Genomic DNA, 16,880 nt, shown 5'->3' with positions numbered 1-16,880 from the left:
GCTCTCCTATGCTATTTAATCACCGTCATTGCGCGAGCGGAACGACACTTTATGTCTACATCGAGAGAGTCACCAACATGCACGCCCTGACGTTCTGGAAGCGCACTCCCAGACAAAACGAGCCGGACCAAGAAAGCACACGATCGAACATCGCTGGACAGCAAACGCGTCGGCGAACGCTGCTTGCGGTATCGCTGGCCGGTACGGCGGTTGCAGCGATCGCCATAACCTTGGGCCTCCCGGCAACCGGCCTGGCGGTTTATATCGCGGCTACGTTGCCGTTTGCGCTTTTTCCATGAGCGGCGTTCGCGCCGCGAATATTGAACTGCGCTAGCGCGCCGTCAGACGCTCACGCGAACGCCGCTAAGCAACGCGTAAAACCCACTCCTACTGCGCACCCACAAGCCTATAACCCACCCCGGTCTCGGTCAGGATATGAACCGGCTGGGCCGGATCAAGCTCCAGCTTGTGGCGAAGGTGTCCCATATAAACACGCAGATAATGCTGGTTCTCCACATACGCGGGTCCCCAGACTTCACGTAGCAATTGCTGATGCGTGATGACTCGCCCAGCGTGGCGTACCAGCGTAGTCAGCAGCCTGTATTCGATCGGCGTGAGATGAATCACCTCGCCGTCTCGCGTGACAAGCCTCTCCGATAGATCCACCGAGACCGGACCAAACCGTACTTGCGGTGTCTCCTGCTGCCCGCCGCGATTACGCCGTCTTAGCTGTGCACGGATTCGCGCGAGCAACTCCGACACACCGAATGGCTTCGTCAGATAGTCGTCCGCTCCCGCATCCAGCGCTGCAACCTTGGAATCTTCGTGAGTGCGTGCCGAGAGCACGATCAACGGTTGCTCGGTCCAGGTACGCAGTTCGCGAATCACATCAATACCGTCGGTGTCCGGCAAGCCAAGGTCAATAACAATAAGATCAGGCAGCCGAAAGGCAGCTTCGCGCAAGCCCTGTTGCCCGGTTTCCGCTTCGAACACGGTCATGCCCTGCGCTTCCAGCGTGCTGCGTACGAAACGGCGAATCTGCTTGTCGTCTTCTATGACGACAATGGTCAACGTAGGCTCGCTCATGGCGTATCCGTGTGGGCAGCAGCGTCCGCCCCATCGCCATTCTCGTCAGGAAGCGCCTCGAAAGGCGGTGTCTGATCGGCCGGCAACGTGAACCAGAACCTCGCGCCCAACACCTTCCCTTCTCCATCCACCCGGTTCTCAGCACCGATCTTTCCGCCGTGCGCCTCTACAATGGCCCGGCAGATTGCCAGACCCAGACCAATCCCGGGCTTGGCGGATTCCTTCTCTCCACGCGTGAATTTATCGAAGAGCGTTTGTTGTATGCCCGGCGGCAGACCCGGGCCGTTATCGTCGACGCAGACCCGCACATAGCGCTCGCCCGACAGCTGTTCAACCGCTGCGTGAATGGACAGTGATGAATCGCGCGGCGTGTATTTCGCCGCGTTCTCAAACAGGTTGGCGAGCAGTCGTTCCATCAGGACAGCGTCTAGTTGTATCAATGGAAGGTCGGCTGGAACGCGAACCTGCACCGTGTGTCCGGCAAGCGTGCGGCGGCATACGGCGAGCGCCGCGCCAACTACCTCTTCCAGCATCAACCACTGCCGGTTCAGACGGATGCTGCCTGCCTGGAGCCGGGCCATGTCGAGCAGATTCGTCACAAGCCCGCTCATGCGCAGTGCTTCCTCGTGGATTGCGTGAACCAGCTCGCGCGCGGTGTCGGCCGTACCGTTGTGAATGCGCTGCTGCTCCTCCAGCACCGAAGCGAATCCGACGATCGAGGTGAGCGGCGTGCGCAGGTCATGCGAGATGGCCGAGAGCAGCGAATTGCGCATGCGCTCCGACTCCATGTTGACCAACGCATCCTGCGCGATCTCGACGTAGTGGACACGTTCGAGCGCGAGCGCGATCTGTGAAGCGAACGTGTCAATCATGCGTTGCTGTTCAGGGACCGCGAGCTCGGCTGCATGAGCGGTGATGAGTGCCAGCACACCGCGTGTACGCATGGGCGCCTTGAGCGGCAGATAAAGCGCGTTGCTGGCCGGCAGCGTGTCCGTGCCGCGTCCCGCGGGCTTTTGCTGGTCGTACACCCACTGTGCGATGTCGAGGTCGAGATCGGCTGCATCGAGTGTGAACTGCGGATTGGGATCGTCGACTTTCTGGCGGATCTTTTCCACGCTGTCGGGCAGCAGGATCGCGACCTTGGCCTGGAAAATTTCCCCTACGTGGCGCGTCCCGATTTCGATGATCTGTTCGGTCATCAACGCGCCGCCCAGTTCACGCGTCATGGCGTACATGGCGCCGGTGCGCCGCTCGCGTAACGAGGCTACCTGCGCCTGACGCCGAAGATTCGAAGTCAGATGGCTGATCGTGAGCGAGGTCAGCAACATCACGAAGAAGGTCAGCAGGTACTGCGTATCTGAAACGGAAAAGGAAAGTTGCGGCGGAACAAAGAAGAAATCGAACGCCGCGACGCTCACGAACGAAAGCAGTACGCCGGGGCCTCGTCCGAGCCGGACCGCGGCAAAAACAACGCCCAGCAGATACAACATCACAAGATTCGTGAGGTCGATGTGCCGCGACAGCAGGCTCGCCAACGCCGTGATCGCGACGCCGATAGCAGCCGCATAAAAGTAGGCGTTGGGCGACGAGCGGGCTTCGTTGCGCACGGCGGCGAATACCGGGATACCAGCGTCGCGCTCGCGCCCTTCCTTCGCCGCTTTCACGCCCACCAGCGTCACGTCGATATCGTGTGCATGGTGCACCAGTGCTTCGGCAACGGATCGATCAAGCAGCCGCCGCCAGCCGGGCGCGTCTGACGCCCCCGCCACGATCTTGGATACATTGCGCATGCGCGCGTACGCGACCAGCGTGGCGGCCGCGTCGGCGCCATCAAGGGTCACGGTTTCGGCGCCCAGCTCGGACGCCAGCTTGAGCGCATCCAGCGTGCGTTTGCGCGATGCGTCAGGCAGGCGCTGCAGCTTCGGTGTTTCGACATACACCGCGAGCCAGTCCGCCTTGAGACTCGCGGCGAGGCGCGCGGCCGAGCGCACCAGCGTAGCGCTTTCAGGACCCGGCCCAATGCACGCGATGAGTCGCTCACGAGCCTGCCAGATCCGGCTAATCGATTGATCGGCGCGATACTCGCGCATCTGCGCGTCCACGCGGTCGGCCGTTCGACGCAACGCCAGTTCGCGCAATGCAATCAGGTTACCTTTGCGGAAAAAATTCTTGACCGCGTTTGCCGCTTGCTGCGGCATATAGACTTTTCCGTCCCTCAAGCGGTCCAGCAGCTCTTCGGCTGGAAGGTCCACAAGGGTAACTTCATCGGCGAGATCGAACACGCGGTCCGGCACGGTTTCCCATACGCGAATACCCGTGATCTGCCCAACGATATCGTTCAGGCTCTCCAGATGCTGGACGTTGACGGTGGTGTATACGTCGATACCGGCGTCGAGCAACTCGTACACGTCCTGCCACCTTTTGAGGTGACGAGCGCCCTGCACATTCGAGTGCGCAAGTTCGTCGACGAGTATCAGTTGCGGCTTGCGCGCGAGCGCTGCGTCGAGGTCGAATTCGGGCAGCTTCCGGTTGCGGTATTCGTACAGCGTCAGCGGTACGGCATCCAGCCCCTCAACCAGCGCAAGCGTCTCCTTGCGGCCATGTGTCTCGACAATCCCGACGACCGTGTCAATACCTTCTTCGCGGCGACGGTGCCCGGCTTGCAACATGGCATAGGTCTTCCCCACGCCAGCCGATGCACCGAAGAAAATCTTCAGCCTGCCGCGCTGCTTTTTCTCTTCGTCGCGCTGGATCTTGTCCAGCAGCTCGTCGGGATCGGGGCGGTCCATCTCAGCTTGCAGGCTTCATTTCGTCAAGCGCCAGGTTCAGCTTCAGCACGTTCACGCGCGCCTCGCCAAGAATGCCGAACTGACGGCCGCTCGTTGCACGCTGGACCAGTGCATCGACATCGTTATGCGACAGCTTGCGTGCCTTCGCGACACGGTCGATCTGATACGCAGCAGCAGCCGGGCTGATCTCGGGGTCCAGCCCGCTGCCTGACGACGTCACGAGGTCGACCGGGATCGGCGCCGTATTCGTCGGGTCCGCGTCGTGCAACGCGCTGATGCGTCCTTTCACTTCATCTGCCAGCGCCGGGTTCGTCGGGCCAAGGTTCGAAGCACCCGAGCTTTGCGGGTTATAGGGGTTCGGCGACGTGGCCGACAAGCGGCCCCAGAAATAGCCTGGTGCATCGAATTGCTGGCCCAGCAGTTCCGAGCCGACCGGCTTGCCGTTCTTCTCGATCAGGCTACCGTTTGCCTGGCTCGGAAAGGCGGCATGCGCGACCGCGGTAACCACGATCGGATATGCCAACCCGGTCACCACGGTCAATGCCGCGAACAACACGAGCACGGGACGAAGAATGTTTTTCATGATGATTCAATCCAATTAGATTGTAATGAGACCCGAGGTGGCAGCGGCCGAGTCTGCAGAAGCAGACCCGGCGCACGCCGCCTGCCGCTCAGGCCCAGCCACATGCCGTCAGAATCATGTCGATGATCTTGATGAACGGGAACGGCAGCAAGATTCCGCCGAGGCCGTACACCAGCAGATTGCGACGCAGCAATGCCGCGGCGCCCAGCGGCCGATACTTCACGCCCTTCAGTGCCAGCGGGATCAGGAACACGATAATCAACGCGTTGAAGATCACGGCGGACAAGATGGCGGACGACGGCGACGTCAGGTGCATGATGTCGAGCACGCGCAATTGCGGGTACGTCGATGCAAACGCGGCCGGGATAATGGCGAAGTACTTGGCCACGTCGTTGGCGATCGAGAACGTCGTCAGCGAGCCGCGCGTCATCAGCATCTGCTTGCCGATCTCGACAATCTCGATCAGCTTGGTCGGATTCGAATCGAGGTCGACCATGTTGCCGGCTTCCTTCGCCGCCTGCGTGCCGGTGTTCATTGCCACGGCCACGTCGGCCTGCGCCAGCGCCGGTGCGTCGTTGGTGCCGTCGCCGGTCATCGCAACCAGCCGTCCTTCCGCCTGATAACCGCGGATGGTCGCCAGCTTCGCTTCAGGCGTAGCTTCCGCGAGGAAGTCGTCAACACCCGCTTCGGCGGCAATCGCCGCAGCGGTCAGGCGGTTATCGCCCGTCACCATCACGGTCTTGATACCCATCTTGCGCAGCTCGGCAAAACGCTCCTTGATGCCGCCCTTGACGATGTCCTTAAGCTCGATCACGCCCAGGACACGCGCACCTTCTTCGCGCCGGTCGGCGACGACCAGCGGCGTGCTGCCGCGACGCGCGATTTCATCGACCGCATTCGATACTTCCTGGGGATAACGACCGCCATGACGCTCAACGTAGGACTTGACCGCATCGGCCGCGCCCTTGCGAATCTCACGATCAGGCAAGTCGACGCCGCTCATGCGCGTCTGTGCGGTGAAGCTCAGGAAGGTCGCATGCAGCGTTGCCATCTCGCGCTGACGAATATTGAAGCGCTGCTTCGCGAGCACGACAATACTGCGCCCTTCAGGCGTTTCGTCGGCCAGCGACGCAAGCTGCGCAGCGTCGGCCAGGTCCTGCTCCGAGAGACCCGGAGCCGGCACAAAGCTGGATGCCTGACGGTTGCCCAGCGTGATCGTGCCGGTCTTGTCGAGCAACAGCACGTCGACGTCGCCCGCGGCTTCCACTGCACGGCCGGAAGTCGCGATCACGTTTGCCTGCATCATGCGGCTCATACCCGCCACACCAATGGCCGACAACAGTCCGCCGATGGTGGTCGGGATCAGGCAGACCAGCAAGGCTGCCAGCGCGGTGATCGTCACCACGTGACCGGCCTTCACTGCACTGACCGAGAACATTGAGAATGGCAGCAGCGTGGCAGTCGCGAACAACAGCACCAGGCTCAGTGCCACGAGCAAGATGGTCAACGCGATTTCGTTAGGCGTTTTTTGACGCTTCGCGCCTTCCACCATCGCGATCATGCGGTCGAGGAACGCTTCGCCCGGATTGACCGTCACGCGCACCACGATCCAGTCCGACAGCACACGAGTACCGCCCGTCACCGCGGTAAAGTCACCGCCCGATTCGCGGATAACCGGCGCGGATTCGCCCGTGATCGCGGACTCGTCGACCGACGCCACGCCGTCGATTACCTCACCGTCCGCCGGGATAACGTCACCCGTTTCGATCAGCACGATATCGCCCTTGCGGAGCTCCGTTGCCGTCGTGATGCGCAACGGCGACTTCGGATTCGCGTTTTCCAGCTTCTTCGCCATCACGTCGCGCTTGGCGCTGCGCAGCGAGGCCGCTTGCGCCTTCGAGCGACCCTCGGCCAACGCCTCGGCGAAGTTGGCGAACAGCACCGTGAACCACAGCCACAGCGAGACCGCGAGAATAAATCCTGACGGCGCTTCAGCCTGGCCCGAGAGAGCCGCCACCCACAGCACCGTGGTCAGGATACTGCCGATGTAGACGCAGAACATCACCGGGTTACGCAACTGCGTACGCGGGCCCAGTTTCCTGAACGAGTCCGCAATCGCCGGCATGACGATGGCGGGGTCGAACATGGAACGGGCGGCCGAGCGTGAGTGTCCGCCCGACCCACTCGGCTCCGGCGTTTTCTCCGGTGCCTTGTTCGGCGTTTTCACTGGCGGTTTGACAATTGTGTTCATACTTTCCTCTGTATCAGTGACCGCTTATTTGCCCGAGAGCATCATCAGATGCTCGACCACGGGACCCAGCGCGAGCGCGGGTACATATGTCAGTGCGCCGACCAGCACGACTGTGCCGAGCAACAACACGACAAACAGCGGACCGTGAGTCGGCAAGCTGCCGGCCGTAGTGGCAATACGCTTTTTGGCGGCAAGCGCACCGGCAATGGCCAGGACCGGGATGATCGAACCGAAGCGGCCAAACCACATGGCAATGCCGGTCGTGATGTTGTAGAACGGCGTGCTGACTGTCAGGCCCGCGAAGGCGCTGCCGTTGTTGTTGGCGGCAGAGCTATAGGCGTAGAGAATCTCGGAGAATCCGTGCGGCCCTGGGTTGGCTATACCCGCTGTTCCCGCCGCCGTTAGCACACCAATCGATGCACCAAGCAGCACCAGAAACGGCGTCAGCAACACGACAATAGCCACCATCTTCATCTCGTACGACTCGATCTTCTTGCCGATATATTCAGGTGTACGACCAATCATCAGACCGGCGACGAACACCGCGAGCATGGCGAAGACCAGCATCCCGTATAAGCCGGAACCCACGCCGCCGAAAATCACTTCACCAAGCTGGATCAACAGCAGCGGTACGAAGCCACCCATTGGCGTCAGCGAGTCATGCGCGTTGTTCACGGCACCGCACGATGCAGCCGTGGTGGCGACCGTGAAGATGCCCGACTGCGCAATACCAAAGCGCGTTTCCTTGCCTTCAGCGTTACCGCCTGCCTGCATCGCCGAGGCGCTTTGGTCCACATGCAGCGACGTGAACAGCGGATTGCCGGCCTGCTCGAATGAGATTTCACCCCAGCACGCTATGGAGAACGCGATGGTCATCGCCGCGAGGATTGCGTAGCCCTGCCGCTTGTCGCCCACCATGCGTCCGAACACGACACACAACGCCGCCGGAATGACGAGCATGGCGATCATCTGGACGAAGTTGGAGAACGGCGTCGGGTTTTCGTACGGATGGGCGGAGTTGGCGTTAAAGAACCCGCCGCCATTCGTGCCGAGCATCTTGATCGCTTCTTGCGAGGCAACCGGGCCCATGGCGATCGTCTGCTTGTCGGCCTTGTTGTCCACCATCACCGGATTGCCCTTGGCATCCTTGACCGGATTGCCTTGAGCGTCCGTCTTCGGCGTCTGGTAAGTCGTCACTTGAAGCGTGGCGACGTCCTGGTACGACTCGAAGTTCTGGATCGCGCCCTGGCTCACGAACACCAGCGCGATGACCGTAGCCAGAGGCGCAAGGATGTACAGCGTGATGCGCGTGATGTCGACCCAGAAGTTGCCGATGGTCGTTGCGGTATGACGGGCGAAGCCACGAATCAGCGCGACGACAACGGCTATGCCGGTCGCGGCCGAAAAGAAGTTCTGCACGGTCAGGCCGACCATCTGCGAGAGATAGCTTGCGGTCGACTCAGGCGTGTAGTCTTGCCAGTTCGTGTTGGTCACGAAGCTGACAGCCGTGTTGAACGCGGCGTCCGGGGTCATGGGACCGAAGGCCTGCGGGTTGGACGGCAGCCACTGTTGCAAGCGCATGAATCCGTACACGACGAGCACACCGAGTGCGTTGAACGCCAGCACGGCGAATGCGTAGTGCTTCCACGACATCTCCGACTTTTCATCTACGCCAGCTAGCTTGTAAAGCAGCGCTTCGACTGGACGACCGATGCGTCGAACAACGACTGACGAACCATCGAGCACGGAGGTCATATACCGGCCGAGCGGAATCGCGAGCGCGATCAGCACGACGATATAAAGGCCCATTTGAAATACGGTATTGGCGTTCATTCCAGATCCTCCGCACGCAATAGTGCGTACACGAGGTACACGAACAAGAGCAGAGTCGAGGCGCCTGCCAGCAACAGCATCCAGGTGGTCATGGGCGACCTCCCGGGGCGCGACGCAGTTTGTCGCAACCGATGGCAAGAGCCGCGCACACTGCCCAGAAGGCGATGATGCCGGCGATATATAGCAGGTCCATTGTTTTGATCTCCCGTAGCGGATTTGGACGTGCTGAAGGTTAGTTGATCGCGCGTAAACGGCTGGAAAAGAGAACTGGCGGGGATATAAAGAAAGTGTAAAGACGCGGGGAGACTCAGGCGGGACGCGGGGGTGGCCCGGGCGATGAACGGCGCACTGCGGGAACAAGACCAACGCAACGGTTGACCCACCAACAACAGTGGACTAATATGGACTTAGTCCACTAGGAGCAGATATGCAAACTATCAATATTCACGATGCAAAAACGCATTTTTCGAGGCTTGTTGATGCCGCGGCGAATGGTGAAGAAATTATCATTGCGAAAGCCGGCAAGCCCGCTGCCAGACTGGGGCCCATTCAGCACGAACGGATTCCGCGCCGTTTCGGTGGTTTAAAAGGAAAGGTGAAAATTGCCGACGACTTTGATGCAGCTCTACCCGACGACGTGATTGCTGCGTTTGAGGGCCGTTGATGCGTGTACTCCTGGACACTCACATTTACCTGTGGGCGGTAACCGACAACCGAAAATTGTCAAAGCACGCGCGCAAGCTGATTACTGACGCCGATGATGTTTTCGTCAGCAGCGCAAGCATATGGGAGGCATCGATCAAGGTTGGGCTGGGCAAGCTGGATGCAGACGTGAATCTTTTGGTAGCAGAAATAGCTGCAAGCGGTTTCAAGGAACTGCCGGTTCGCGCAGTGCACGCTGCGTTGGTCCGCGATCTGCCGGATATCCATCGCGACCCGTTCGACCGCCTTCTGATCGCACAGGCGATTTCTGAGCCCCTTCGCCTGTTGACTGCCGACGGTCATCTGAGTGCATATTCCGAGCTCGTCATAACGGTTTGAGAACAATTCAGTAATGGCAACATGACCATTTGCCATTACCGCGAATTTGTTCAGCGCGGTCACGTGTCGCTAACAGAGTCTCCGTAGCTTGCAGCCGGCCTCAACCCGCTAACTCAAGATTATGGAAAAGCGAGGTAACAACTGCCGCCATCGAAAGACTTTTGATTGCAGCCGCAAGAAAATTGAAAGCAACGACACGGCGAATACCCACAAAAGCCGAAACTGTGCTCTGATTGCTTAATGCGCTAATTTGCCGCCGAGCAAAGCAATTAATGCACTGCCTACGAATGCACTGCCTATGTCGCGGTCGTGACCGTCGCAAGCCGGTCCGCACGAAGCGACCCATCATCTAAAACGTGTCGAGTTAATCAATGGATGACCGCGTCCGCGCCGAGCCCAGCCAATCAATGAGCGACAGTACGACTCGCGCCATGCGTGATGTGCTGGAAGGCCGCCGCACGGGCTGGTCGGTGCTCCTGCCCTTTGCCGGACCAGCAGTCGTAGTCTCCGTCGCTTATATGGACCCGGGCAATTTTGCGACCAATATCCAGGCCGGCGCGCGATACGGGTATGGATTATTGTGGGTTGTGCTGCTGGCAAACGTCATTGCCATGCTATTTCAGGCACTTTCCGCAAAACTGGGCATTGTCACCGGGCGCAATCTCGCGGAGCTATGCCGGGATCATTTACCCAAGCCGCTCGTGTATGTCATGTGGGGAGTCAGCGAAGTCGCGGCCATGGCCACCGATCTGGCCGAATTCCTCGGCGGTGCGATCGGCCTGAGTTTGCTTTTTCACATGCCGTTGCTGATCGGCATGATCGTCACAGCGATCGTCACGTATGGCTTGTTGTTCTTCGAGAAAGCGGGATACCGGCCGCTCGAATTGATTATTGGCGCACTGGTCGGGATCATCGGCTTGTCTTATCTCGCGGAGCTTTTCATAGCTCCAGTAGCCTGGGCCCAGGTCGGGCTGCATATGTTCAAGCCGGACTTGCCCGATGCGCAAGCTGTGACCATCGCGGTGGGCATTATTGGAGCGACAGTCATGCCGCACGCGCTATTTCTTCATTCGGGACTTACCCAGGGCCGCTTGCCTCCCAAGACCGAAGCTGAGCGCAAACGGCTGCTCACGTTCTCGAACGTTGAAGTGATCATTGCGCTGACCATTGCGGGCATGATCAACATGGCCATGGTCATCATGGCATCCGGCGCCTTTCACTCGGGTCATCCTGAAGTGGCCGAGATCGAAACGGCCTATCACACGCTAGCGCCGCTGCTGGGCATTGCTGCCGCGGGCATTTTCCTGCTGTCGTTGATCGCGTCGGGCATTTCCAGTTCGGTCGTGGGAACCATGGCCGGTCAAATGATCATGCAAGGGTTTGTCGGCTTCCGCATCCCCCTATGGCTGCGTCGGGCAATTACGATGGTGCCGAGTTTTGTGGTGGTCTGGCTGGGCGTGAACGCTACGCAAGCGCTGGTCATGAGTCAGGTCGTGCTCAGTCTTGCGCTGCCGTTTCCCATGGCGGCACTCGTGTGGTTCACGTGCCGCACAGATGTCATGGGCTCCTACAAGAACCGGACACTGGTAAAAATAGCGGCCATCGTTGCGGCCTTCGCAGTGCTGGCCCTTAACGCGGTCCTCTTGCTGCAAACATTCGGCGTTGATATTCCGGGCCTGCCAAGCGCTTGAGTGGCTGAGTGGCTAACACTCCGCATAGGCGCAATGCCAATGCATGTGCATGAAGTACGCATGAAGCGTCACTTTAGTTAGCTCGACGGTTAGCTTGATGGCGCATGACGATTATTGCGTTTTGAAGTGATTAACGCGTGGCATAATCGGCGCCATATCATCGACCGTCCGGTGTTGATCACAGCATGTTCCGCCGTCGCTTACTGAAGATCGGAAGTATTCTGGGGTTGCTTGCAATCCTGATGACTTCTGTCGCGCCGACGGTCTCGCACGCACTAGCCTCGCATGACCGGCTAGGCCAGGCGCTAAGCACGTATTGCTCGGCTGACCCGGCCTTCAGCGAAGCGGGCAACAGCGACTCCTCCTCACACTCTGGTGCGCTGCATTGGCAGGCTTGCGCCTATTGCGGCCTGCTCGCTCACTTCCCCATCCTGACCGGTTCGACGGTGGCCTTTGCCGCCGCTGTGTCGGTGACCAGTGCTCCGCTTCCCGTGGTACGCACAGCCGTTCGCGCGTTGCCGCTCTTCATTGCCGCCCAGCCTCGCGCACCTCCTGTCGCTCCCTGATCCATCTCGTGCCTATTGAATTGCTCGCACCGCTGACGGCGGCGCGATGCCGTTGCGTGCCAAACGCGACGGCGCTCAATAGCGCGCTCACAACGATCATGACAAAGGAAACACCATGCGTATGCTTCTAAAGCGGCACGCGGCGCCAGCACGCGCCGCTCTTATGTGGGCGGCGGGCGCCGCCTGTCTTGCGAGTTCATCCGCCGCCTGGGCTCACGCGGTGGTCGGCGACCGGGTCTTCCCGGCGACGATGGCGGTGGACGACCCCGGCGTCGGCGATGAATTCGACTTCCAGTACGGCCACATAAAAAGTCCGACCGACGACGGCGACAACATGAACGTCAACACCGCCTCGTTCGAATGGGACAAGCTGATTACGTCGAATCTGGCGTTCAGTATTGCGAGCGCCTACGTCACGCAAAATGCCCCCAATGGCGGCTCCGCAAAAGGCTTCGACAACGTCACGCTCGGCCTGAAGTATCTGGCTTACTCCAACGCTCGCCATGAGTTCATGGCATCGGTCGGCGTGAATACGGAACTGGGCGGCACGGGCGCTCACGCGATTGGCGATTCGTCTTCCACCATTACGCCAACGGTTTATTTCGGCAAGGGCTTCGGCGACCTTCCCTCGAGTCTTGGCTTCCTGAAGCCATTCGCGATCACCGGTGAAATCGGACCTAACCTGACGACGTCTCGATCATCACCGAACTCGCTCGACTGGGGCACGACGCTGCAATACAGCATTCCGTATCTGCAGCAGCAGGTGAAAGACCTCGGCTTGCCGCAGCCGCTCGCCAACCTGATTCCGGTGGTCGAGTTCCCCATGAACACCTGCACCGCGGGTCCGTGTTCCGGCCATACGACCGGGACCATCAACCCCGGGTTCATCTGGCTGAACCGCTATGGACAGCTAGGTATTGAAGCGCAGATTCCGGTCAATCGCGCGACGGGCAATCACGTCGGGATCCTGCTTCAGGCGCATCTGTACTTCGACGATATCTTCCCTAACTCTGTCGGCAAGCCACTCTTCAATCCATGAAAATCGCTCTTACTCTTATGAACTCTGCCGCCGTGCGTATGTTGATCGCTGCAGCCGCTCTTGCGAGTGCGCAGCTCGCTCAAGCGCACGCCTATCCACAACATCAGGAGCCGGGCGCGGGGGCCACCGTGTCGACTTCGCAAAAGGAAGTGGCGATCGAGTTCGACGATGGACTCGAACCCGCATTCAGCTCGATCACTGTCACCGATGCGCAGGGCAAGCCTGTCACCAGCGCAAAGTCAGTCGTTGATCCGGCAGACAAGAAACACATGTCGGTCGCGCTGAATGCGTTGACGCCCGGTGTTTATTCGGTCGCCTGGATTGCCGTCGCCGACGACGGGCATCGCACGCAAGGGCACTATAGATTCACGGTCAAGTAGGAAACAGCTAAGGACCGGTCGCCGTTGCGAGGCACGCAAATGTGTGACTCGCAACGGCCGAGCAGGCCACACTGCGATCATGAGAGCGACGCTATGCGGTAACCTTGGACAGCGCTCAACCCATTACCCATTTCACTTATGCCCTACGCCCTTGAAGAATGTATAGCAGAACACACCATCGTCTAGCGTAGTCCGATATAGATCCCTGATACCGTCATCGAAATCCTCCGGCTTGATCAGGCCGGCCGATATTGCCGATGCACGCACACCCTCGATCATCGCGGTAAAGGTCTTTCTTGTGAATCCGTCCACCAGATCGGGCTGGCTCGAGTCCGCGTACACCATGCGCGGCGACACGTGAACCTGATTGAAACCTGCCTGGTTCATCAGCGGATATAACTGCCTGCCGATAAGCGCATTGCCGCCAGCTTGCTGTTGCAACGTGACTTGGCACTGTATTGCAGCCCGCGCCGCGTGACTGTCCGGATGAAAACAGGTCGAGCCGTGATCCCCTTCAATGACCGTGATGGTGCCCCCCGGCGTGAGCAAACGCTTGAGCCGCGTGAGTGCTTCCATCGGCTGCCCGAGATGCTCTAGCACGAAGCAGACAAAAATGTGGTCGAAAGAGTCAGGCTCGAACGGCAGAGAAAATATATCGGCTTGCTGGAACATGACGTTCGTCAGCCCGGCAGCACGGGTTTTTTGTTGCGCTGCATTAACAGACTGAGAACTGATGTCGATAGAAGTAAATCGTGCAGCCGGGCTGCGCGCGGCCAGCGTCACCGTCTGCGCACCAACGCCGCATCCGGCCTCCAGCACGGTGTGACCGGCAGGATAAACCGTGTCGAAGTGGAGCAGGTCCGTGAGCGTTCGCGCCTGGTTTTGCAGGCGCTCGTTCTCGTTCCACTGATACCCGTGTACATACGAAGCCACGACTGCAGACCTCCTTCAAGTAGGTGGCCCAGTGTCACGATTACTTCAGCGCTTGTCTTGAACGTTATTGCAGTGCGCGCCCGGCCACCTTCTGCCACGCCCCCGGCGTGAAGCCAAAATGACGTAGAAAAAGCCGGGTCATGTGGCTTTGATCCGAGAAACCACACGCGGCCGCCGCTTGCGCCAGGCTTAACCCTTTTCGAATCAGACCTCGCGCCTGCTCGGCGCGCTGTTGCAGCAGCCAGGAATGCGGCGGTACACCATAGGTCTTTTCGAAGCGGCGCAGCACCTGGTATTTGCTAAGGCCGGACATGGCGGCTAGTTCATTGAGCGTTGGCGGATTAAGCAGGTCATCGCCCAGCCGCTCGCGAACCCGTCTCAGGTCACCCCCAATCTCCCGGACCGGTGAAGTGGTTGAATGAACGTTCAACAAGAGCGCGCAGGTCTGGACCAGGGATTCTTCGCACGCGAGAACATGGGTGTTGGTCGAATGCTGTCCGGTGCCGCAATTCTCTACGCGGCAAAACAGTTCCCGCAGCGCAGCACGGAGTCTCTCGTCTTCTATAACAGGACGCGTGAGTGCGACGTCCGCAGCAGCGCGAGACTGAGGATCGCCCAACATGGAAGCGATCACCGCGGGCTCCAGATACACCATGCGCCAGCGGCGCGAAGCACCGCCAATCGGGCGGCCGTCATGCACCTCACCGGGGTTGGTCGTGATCAGGTTGCCGTCGTACGCCTCGACCTGCCCCTGACCGCTGGCCGAGCTTTGCGCACCGCTCTCCAGCAGTCCGAGACCGTAGGTCGCGTGCCAGTGTTTGCCGTAGTGGCGAGCACTATTGATGTCCGTGCAATAGACATCCGCCCAAGGCGAGCCGAAAACCCGACAGTAGTGATCTGGAGTGAGCTTCATATCTCGAAGAATATCGCACTCAGGGCGTGAAGATTCCGTTACGACAGTCGATCCTGGCCTTGAATCAGCGATCGAGATCGCCAAGGGCGGACCGGTGAAGGCAACCGGTTCGCAGCGCCTCTATGATCAGGGCGTGGCCGAGACAATGGCCATGATAGAGGCGCTCATTGATTGGACCGCTTATGCCAGCGGTCTTTACCATCGGAATAAATTGTCTCAGTCGTCCGCGAGCGGTACGCGTGATGTCTCACGGCTTGCAAGCATCGCGATCAGCGCTACTACCGCCGCCCCAACCATGTACCACGCCGGGGCGAGCTTGCTGCCGGTTGCATGGATCAACCAGGTCGCAACGAGCGGTGCCGTGCCACCAAACAACGCGTTCGCCGCATTGAAACAGAACGCAAATCCGCTATAGCGCACGCGTGTAGGAAAAATCTCTGACAGGAAGCATGGGAGCGTGCCGTCGTTCATTGTCAGCAGCGCACCAAACCCAATCTGGATCATCACGATCGTCAGGAAGCTGGCACCCACCAGTCCCTTGAAGAGCGGCACCGTCAGCAAGGCGAAGAGGATGGAAGCACCAATCAACATCGTCTTGCGACCGACCCGGTCCGACAGCGCCCCCATGATAAAAATAAAGCCGATATAGGCAGTAAGAGAAATGGTGGCCGCTATAAAAGATTCCGTCTCACCCATGCCCATTTCCGTGGACAGGTAGGTCGGCATATAGCTCAGCACCAAATAAAACGCTACAGCGTTCAGGCAGGTAACGCCGAACGCAATCAGCATCTTGCCGCGATGCACGCTAAGCAACTCCCTGACCGGCGCACGCGCGACATGATGGGACATCTCGAGCGCCTTGAACTTGGGCGTATCTTCCAGACGCACGCGAATGTAGCGCCCGATCAGTCCGAACGGTGCAGCAAGCAAAAACGGCAGGCGCCAGCCAAACGACTGAATCTGTTCAGTAGTCAGAACGGCATGCAGCACCGCGACGAATATCGAACCGAACAGAAGGCCCGCTGCCGTGCTGGCCGGGACAATACTGGTATAGACGCCACGCTTGCCCTCCGGCGCATATTCGGCCAGGAACGCCGAGGCTCCTGCGTACTCGCCAGATGCGGAGAACCCCTGGACCAGCCGGACCAGCAGCAGAAGGATCGGCGCCATGACGCCCACCTGGGCATAGGTCGGCAGGAATGCGATAACGAACGTCGAAGCCGACATGATCAGGATCGATAGCGACAGCGCCGTCCTGCGACCGATCTTGTCGCCAAAATGTCCCCACACAATGCCGCCTATCGGCCGCACGATAAACGAGATCGCAAAGACGGCGTATGCCGCCAGCAGACCCGTTGCGGTATCGGTCTTCGGGAAAAAGACCACGGCGATGATAGTCGCCAGATAGCCGTACGACGCATAGTCAAACCACTCGACGAAATTCCCGATGAAGCTCGCCATCGCCGCGCGCTTGAGCAGACGTCCATCGGGCGCGTGAGTCGCCTGACCGTTGCCAGGCGGGAAAGATATGCCGGCCTGCGAGATGCCGGCGGCTGCCGCCGCTCGCCCTGAAACCGCTTTCCTGGTATCCATTTGTTTCTCCAAACATGACGTTAGAATGCTCCGTTTTCGGCGGCGGCTCTTGTGGCCACTTCACCGGCCTGTGTCTTCTTACTTGAGTACGACGATTCGTTACTGTTGATGGAAATGCGCCGTTCAACCAGGAGCCCAGGCGCACGAGGCATTCAACATCGCATTCGGTCGCGGTTGGTCAC

General features: G+C 59.6%; 15 protein-coding genes and 1 pseudogene. 7 read left to right on the top strand and 9 right to left on the bottom strand.

The annotated features are described in order from the left end of the window. Nucleotides 1-387: 387 nt before the first annotated feature. The 6 genes from kdpE to SBC1_RS25460 form a co-directional block, all read right to left on the bottom strand. Entirely contained in the window at nucleotides 388-1,086 is a 699-nt protein-coding gene (gene kdpE / locus SBC1_RS25485) for a two-component system response regulator KdpE (protein WP_165101111.1), read from the bottom strand. After that, nucleotides 1,083-3,875 (bottom strand): sensor histidine kinase KdpD, encoded by a 2,793-nt coding sequence (locus tag SBC1_RS25480; RefSeq protein ID WP_165101116.1) that lies wholly within the window; start codon nucleotides 3,873-3,875, stop codon nucleotides 1,083-1,085. The genes kdpE and SBC1_RS25480 overlap by 4 nt, the downstream gene beginning before the upstream one ends. 1 nt (nucleotide 3,876) lies before the next feature. Beyond that, nucleotides 3,877-4,458 carry a potassium-transporting ATPase subunit KdpC gene (kdpC, locus tag SBC1_RS25475; protein WP_165101119.1) on the bottom strand — a complete coding sequence of 194 codons (582 nt, stop codon included), beginning with the start codon at nucleotides 4,456-4,458 and terminating at the stop codon, nucleotides 3,877-3,879. Nucleotides 4,459-4,546: 88 nt separating this feature from the next. Continuing rightward, nucleotides 4,547-6,604, bottom strand: a complete 2,058-nt coding sequence (gene kdpB / locus SBC1_RS25470; protein ID WP_241202284.1) for a potassium-transporting ATPase subunit KdpB — start codon at nucleotides 6,602-6,604, stop codon at nucleotides 4,547-4,549. 129 nt (nucleotides 6,605-6,733) lie between these two features. Further along, the gene (gene kdpA / locus SBC1_RS25465; protein WP_165101125.1) at nucleotides 6,734-8,542 is read right to left on the bottom strand and encodes a potassium-transporting ATPase subunit KdpA; all 1,809 of its coding nucleotides are present in this window, start codon (nucleotides 8,540-8,542) and stop codon (nucleotides 6,734-6,736) included. Continuing rightward, on the bottom strand, nucleotides 8,539-8,634 hold the full coding sequence (locus tag SBC1_RS25460) for a potassium-transporting ATPase subunit F (RefSeq protein ID WP_035566418.1): 96 nt from the start codon (nucleotides 8,632-8,634) through the stop codon (nucleotides 8,539-8,541). The genes kdpA and SBC1_RS25460 overlap by 4 nt, the downstream gene beginning before the upstream one ends. Nucleotides 8,635-8,969: 335 nt before the next feature. Here SBC1_RS25460 and SBC1_RS25455 point away from each other — a divergent pair, with 335 nt between their 5' ends. From SBC1_RS25455 to SBC1_RS25430, 6 genes are all read left to right on the top strand, one after another. Further along, nucleotides 8,970-9,206: a type II toxin-antitoxin system Phd/YefM family antitoxin gene (locus tag SBC1_RS25455; protein WP_165101128.1), complete on the top strand. Its 237-nt coding sequence runs from the start codon at nucleotides 8,970-8,972 to the stop codon at nucleotides 9,204-9,206. Further along, on the top strand, nucleotides 9,206-9,583 hold the full coding sequence (locus SBC1_RS25450) for a type II toxin-antitoxin system VapC family toxin (protein WP_165101131.1): 378 nt from the start codon (nucleotides 9,206-9,208) through the stop codon (nucleotides 9,581-9,583). The genes SBC1_RS25455 and SBC1_RS25450 overlap by 1 nt, the downstream gene beginning before the upstream one ends. 371 nt (nucleotides 9,584-9,954) lie before the next feature. Then, nucleotides 9,955-11,274: an Nramp family divalent metal transporter gene (locus SBC1_RS25445; RefSeq protein WP_165101134.1), complete on the top strand. Its 1,320-nt coding sequence runs from the start codon at nucleotides 9,955-9,957 to the stop codon at nucleotides 11,272-11,274. 185 nt (nucleotides 11,275-11,459) lie between these two features. Then, nucleotides 11,460-11,840: a DUF2946 domain-containing protein gene (locus SBC1_RS25440; protein WP_165101137.1), complete on the top strand. Its 381-nt coding sequence runs from the start codon at nucleotides 11,460-11,462 to the stop codon at nucleotides 11,838-11,840. Nucleotides 11,841-11,955: 115 nt separating this feature from the next. Beyond that, the gene (locus tag SBC1_RS25435) at nucleotides 11,956-12,879 is read left to right on the top strand and encodes a hypothetical protein (protein WP_165101140.1); all 924 of its coding nucleotides are present in this window, start codon (nucleotides 11,956-11,958) and stop codon (nucleotides 12,877-12,879) included. Nucleotides 12,880-12,896: 17 nt separating this feature from the next. After that, nucleotides 12,897-13,259, top strand: coding sequence for a copper resistance protein CopC (locus tag SBC1_RS25430; RefSeq protein WP_165101143.1), 363 nt, complete (start codon nucleotides 12,897-12,899; stop codon nucleotides 13,257-13,259). 132 nt (nucleotides 13,260-13,391) lie between these two features. Here the strand turns inward: SBC1_RS25430 and SBC1_RS25425 are convergent, their stop codons facing one another. Both SBC1_RS25425 and SBC1_RS25420 read right to left on the bottom strand, forming a co-directional pair. Beyond that, nucleotides 13,392-14,192 (bottom strand): methyltransferase domain-containing protein, encoded by an 801-nt coding sequence (locus SBC1_RS25425; RefSeq protein WP_165101146.1) that lies wholly within the window; start codon nucleotides 14,190-14,192, stop codon nucleotides 13,392-13,394. Between the two features lie 64 nt (nucleotides 14,193-14,256). Further along, on the bottom strand, nucleotides 14,257-15,105 hold the full coding sequence (locus SBC1_RS25420; protein WP_165101150.1) for an AraC family transcriptional regulator: 849 nt from the start codon (nucleotides 15,103-15,105) through the stop codon (nucleotides 14,257-14,259). Between the two features lie 2 nt (nucleotides 15,106-15,107). On the opposite strand from SBC1_RS25420, the pseudogene SBC1_RS40670 reads away from it, so the two are divergent. Beyond that, nucleotides 15,108-15,283: pseudogene (locus tag SBC1_RS40670) on the top strand (sugar ABC transporter substrate-binding protein); the annotation flags it as partial. Between the two features lie 38 nt (nucleotides 15,284-15,321). Here the strand turns inward: SBC1_RS40670 and SBC1_RS25415 are convergent. Continuing rightward, nucleotides 15,322-16,566, bottom strand: a complete 1,245-nt coding sequence (locus tag SBC1_RS25415; RefSeq protein ID WP_241202285.1) for an MFS transporter — start codon at nucleotides 16,564-16,566, stop codon at nucleotides 15,322-15,324. Nucleotides 16,567-16,880: the final 314 nt, after the last annotated feature.

The organism is Caballeronia sp. SBC1 (genome assembly GCF_011493005.1).
Lineage (GTDB): Bacteria > Pseudomonadota > Gammaproteobacteria > Burkholderiales > Burkholderiaceae > Caballeronia.
This window is presented reverse-complemented; position numbering and strand designations above follow the sequence as displayed.